Source organism: Candidatus Aminicenantes bacterium, from assembly GCA_011049425.1.
Taxonomy (GTDB): Bacteria; Acidobacteriota; Aminicenantia; order UBA2199; family UBA2199; genus UBA876.
On sequence record DSBM01000044.1, the window covers coordinates 1 to 4,813 of the forward strand.

The 4,813-nt window shown below is 55.6% G+C and carries 4 protein-coding genes; 2 read left to right on the forward strand and 2 right to left on the reverse strand.

The window, feature by feature from the left end; translation table 11 throughout:
- Together ENN40_03090 and ENN40_03095 are read left to right on the forward strand one after the other, a co-directional pair.
- The coding region (locus ENN40_03090) for an MOSC domain-containing protein (GenBank protein ID HDP94326.1) at positions 1-374 on the forward strand (374 nt) is incomplete at its 5' end.
- A complete protein-coding gene (locus tag ENN40_03095) occupies positions 304-813 on the forward strand; it encodes a MogA/MoaB family molybdenum cofactor biosynthesis protein (protein HDP94327.1) in 510 nt (169 codons plus the stop codon). The genes ENN40_03090 and ENN40_03095, both read left to right, overlap by 71 nt.
- A gap of 582 nt (positions 814-1,395) precedes the next feature.
- On the opposite strand, the gene ENN40_03100 is transcribed toward ENN40_03095, so the two are convergent.
- Both ENN40_03100 and ENN40_03105 read right to left on the reverse strand, forming a co-directional pair.
- Complete coding sequence (locus tag ENN40_03100) at positions 1,396-3,261, reverse strand: MFS transporter (protein ID HDP94328.1); 1,866 nt, start codon at positions 3,259-3,261, stop codon at positions 1,396-1,398.
- 196 nt (positions 3,262-3,457) lie between these two features.
- On the reverse strand, positions 3,458-4,813 hold a 1,356-nt coding region (locus ENN40_03105; protein HDP94329.1), incomplete at its 5' end, for a hypothetical protein.

A 4,813-nucleotide genomic window follows, 5' to 3' on the forward strand; every position in this document is an offset into this window, starting at 1 on the left:
AAGCGGAATGGGGCATTGAGGGTGACGCGCATGCAGGCAATTGGCACCGGCAGGTCAGTTTCCTGGCCGAGGAGGTGTCCGCTCCGGCGTGGCGGGGCATTTCATTGAAAAATCCTCACATATATGCCGGTCCGGGGGCTTTCGGTGAAAACATTCTGACCCGGGGGATTAATTGGCAGCAGGTTGATGTGGGGGGGCGGATTGCAATAGGAGAAGTTGAACTTGAGGTCACCCAGTTGGGTAAGCCTCTTCATCAGGAAAACGCCATCCTGCGCTTAACCGGTGAATCGGTATTGCCGGATCATGGTGTGTTCACCCGGGTCATCCACGGAGGAGTCGTTTATGCTGGAGATTGTGGTACTTACCGTTTCTGACCGAGCTTTTACCGGTGATTATGAGGATCGTTCCGGCCCGGAAATCAGGGGCATCCTGGAATCAAGCGGTCTGGAATTGACGGTTCAGGCAGGGCTGGTTCCCGATGATTCCGCGGCCATTCGGATCGCGCTTGAAAAATGGAAGGGCGTGGACTGGATCATTACCACGGGTGGGACGGGCATTGGTCCCAGGGATCAGACCCCGGAAGTAACGTCGGCGTTCTGTGAACGCGTGTTACCGGGGGTCGCGGAGATGCTGCGCAGGGAGTCCTGCCGGGAAACGCCCCAGGCTGTATTTTCCCGGGGGGTTTGCGGCGTCCATGGCCGTACCCTGGTGGTGAACTTCCCGGGTTCCGTAAAGGCGGTGCGCTTGTGTACCCGACTGATTCTGCCCCTCCTGGAGCATGGGCCGGGAATGTTGCGCGGCGAAGGTCATTGACTGGGGAAAGAAAAATCGAGATGGAAGGTTGAAGCGAAGGTAACAGGTGACAGGAAAGCAGGAACCGGTGCTTGTCAGTATGTAAATATACGCAAAGTCGGAAAGTTGGAGAGGAAAAAGGTTACAGGAGACTGGAATGCAGCCACGGGAGTTCTTTTTTTTTCTGTTTGTCATCCAGCGGTGACAATGACGCGTATTCAGACTGGAACTGGATTTGCTCCAGGTTATTGTGCCGACGGTTGTTTCCGATAAACGGATGGGCGGTGCGATTCCCGGATCCCGCAACCGGGAATCGCACCCCCGTCCCGCTTCAGGGTCCGGTCCACTCCTCCTGCAGGTTCTTTTTCCCGGACCGGGCCTTTTTACCAACAGAGCCGCCGGATGTTATAAAATCAGATGGAACGCCGCGCCCAGGTCCAGGCGATAGGAACTCTGGTGACGTTGCCGATGGCGATTTTCCCTCCTTTACCGACACCGGAAGCAAAGGTCATGACCATACGGTGGGGAACCTGCGTGTACAAAGGATCAGAGGGCAATGCCGGGGGGCGGTCTCGCCCCCCGGCGGTTGTGAAAACATACGCCTCAAGCGATTGAGGCCTTTTCAAGTTTTTTGCGTATGCTCATGATAAAGCCGGCTGACAGAATACTGCAGACCACGAATATGGACCACAATTGCCAGAGTTCAAGTTTGTCCCAGAAGTAACCGCCCACGAAGAGCAGCTTGTTGCCGGTGGCCGTGGCCAGGAGCCAGCCTCCCTGCATCAGTCCCTGGAAACGTACCGGGGAAACCTTGGAAACAAACGAGAGACCCATGGGACTGAGGAAGAGCTCGGCGATGGTCAGGATCAGGTAAGTGCTGATCAGCCAATGTGGAGATATCCGGTCCCATTCGGTCAGGTTTTGAGTGGCGATCAATTTGGGAGCCGCCAGCTTCAGCGAACCGACCAACATGACGACAAAGGCGATCGCGGCGATAACCATGCCGATACCGATTTTTGTCGGCGTCGAAGGCTCCATGTTCCGCTTGCGCAGCCAGCCGAAGATCGCCATGACGGGGAAGGTCAACACCACGATGAACAGGGGGTTGAAGGATTGAAAGATCTCGGGCGCGATGGGGTTTTGCGCGCTGTAGTCGGAGTAGAAGTAGTAGGTGGCGGCTCCGAAACCGGTAAACATGACCAGGCCGATAAACTTCTGAAGTGTGCCTTTTTTAAACAACAAAAGGAAAAGCCCGGCCAGGCTGCCGATAAACACGAGCATGGACTCGACGTTAAAGAAGATGTTGTTGATCGGTCCAACGGTAAGCTGAGTGAAATCCCGGGCGAAAAACGTTAGGGTCAATCCGTTCTGGTGAAAAGACATCCAGAAAAAGATCACCACCACGAACACCAGCACCAGGGCGATCACCCGGGGTTTTTCCTGCTTCGTGGACGTTTTGAATATGAAAGCCACGAATCCAAGGAAAAGACCGATTGCCATACCCAGGGCAAGGTCATTTAACAGCAAGTGGAAGACCAGCGCGGTAAGCACAATCGCCCCGATGGCCACGGTGATGCTGGGAAGGTTGGCGATGCGCGCCACGACCTGCGAAGGGTCGCCTTTCCTGGGGTCGCTTTTCACGCGGCCGGGCAGGTAGCGGTTGAAAACCACGTAGACCACCAGCGAAATGACCATCGCTCCGGCCGCGATTCCGAAGGCGTAATTATAGCCCTTGGCAAAGGCGTTGATGTAGTTGGCGGCGAATTCGCGCAGCTGGTCCGCTCCTGTAATCATGGTCCCGGATACTTTGGCGGCCAATGTCTCCAGGTGGTTGATGGCACCCTCACCGGTGAGGGTGTTGTTGAGATAGGCGTGGCACATCTTAGGCAGGCTGGCGTCATGCAGAAAACCCTGGGTTCTCAGAAACCAGTCGCGGATACCCGTGGCCACGAAAGGCGCGAAGAAAGCGCCGACGTTGATGCCCATGTAAAAGATCATGAACGCCGTATCCCGGACTTTTGAATACTTGGGATCGTCGTACAACTGTCCCACCACGGCCTGGAGGTTGCCTTTGAAGAGGCCGTTGCCCAGGGCGATTACGAACAGGCCGATCAGGGTAATGGTCAGGGGCATTCCGGGAACGGCCAGAACGCCGTATCCGAAGAACATGATTACGATACCGAAAAGGATCACCAGTTTGTACTTGTTCGTGCTGTCGGCCACTATGCCGCCCAGTAACGCCAGGGCGTATATGGCATAGTAAAACCAGCTGTAGTAGGTGCTGGCGGCTTCGGCGCTGAGGTTGTATTTGGCCTGCAGGAAAAGCACCAGAATGGCCATCATGGTATAAAAACCGAAGCGTTCACCCATGTTGGCGAAGAATGCGACAATCAATCCTTTGGGATGTCCCTTGAGCATGAGGCCTCCTTGTAGATCGGGTTTCAGGGCGGAACCCATGAATGGTTTCACGCCGGATTCACAATTGTATGGGGAGTCCTGAAAAATGTCAATTTTTTATCAGGGCTTGTTAATCCCCGCTCGAGAATACCAGGCGAACAGGTTTGTGACAATCCGTGAACTTTTCCGTGAATCCAAGAAATCCATAAAAAAAAAGGGGCGCCCCCCGCAGGGAACACCCCTTTGACCATACCTGTCGAAACTTTCTTCAGTGCCGGATCTTTTGAAAACCTCGTTGCATCATCTGTTTCTGCATCTGGACATTCAGGTTGTACATGACTTCTCCGGTCTTTGCATTGACAAAACGCAGGACGAAGTTGCCGCCTTTGGAGAATTCGGCGAGTTGTCCGCGACCCAGTTTGAAGCGCAGCCCGTTTTCACCGATCAGTTTGGCCATGTTTCCGGGGATGAATCGACTGCCCTTGAACTGGCCCAGGATGCCCAGCAGTTTTCCATTCTGGACAAGGCCGACATTCACGGGGACTTTCGTTTCGTTGACAAGGCCTTTGAGTTTGTCAAAGGGCAAGTTAATGCCTTCCCAGGGATCCGGATCCGGTCCCGGGGGATCGATCCACCAGGGAATACGGAGGCGTTCCATCTGTTTCAGTTTGTCCAGCCAGGGGGGGAAGAAGCGGATGACGATGGCGAAGGGGGCGCTGTCTCCATAGGTGGATTCACCCAGAAGCTGAACCCGGATAGTGTAGCCGGAACCGGGAGTTACCTCAGAGTGGATCCCCTGTAGTTCACCCACTTTCCAAGAGTAATTGTCGATGCTCGCGGGAATCCCCGTGGTCACCACTCCCAGAGAAGAACCGCCCTTGCGGAGCGTGATCTGGTAAGTGCCCGACGCAATTCCCGGCGCTTCCCAGGTGATGGTTTTGGTGCTGTCTTTCTCCCAACTGCCGCCGTTGGGGCTGGTGACCGTGATCGTACCCGCTGGTGATTCCTCCGCCACGGTGATAACGAAGGCGCCATCGCTGAAGTCCAATGCCGTTCCACCCTGGTGTTCCACCTGGATGCGGTAATTCGCCGCCGCACCCTGGAAGGGTGAATCGGTCGTACCCACGTTCCAGTTGTATGAATGCTGAGACGAGGGAAGGCCCGATGCCACGATGCCCGCCGGGACGCCGCCCTTCAATAAGGTGATCCGGTAGGTTCCCGATGTAATGCCCGAGGAACTCCAAGTGATGTTGTGACTGCTGCCCTGGGCCCAGCTCTCGCCGCCGTTGGGGCTGGTGACCGTGATCGATCCCGTGGGGGGTGCCGAGGAAGTGATGCTGAAAGGCGCGTCGCTCGAATCATTGGGAAAATCACTGATAATGCGGACCTTGACCTTGTAGTTGGTGCCGGCGCCCACGTCCGGAGCGTCAATCAGATGGCCCACGGTCCAACTGAACGAGTTCTGGGTTATGGGAAGTTGGGTGGCGATAGTTCCCAGGCTGGTGGTGCCGTCCAACAGGAAGATACGGAATTTGCCCGAACTGATATCCGTTGTGGTCCAGGTGATGGTTTGGGTGCTGCCAACCGCCCAGCTCTCGCCGCCGTTGGGTGCGGTGACGGTAAT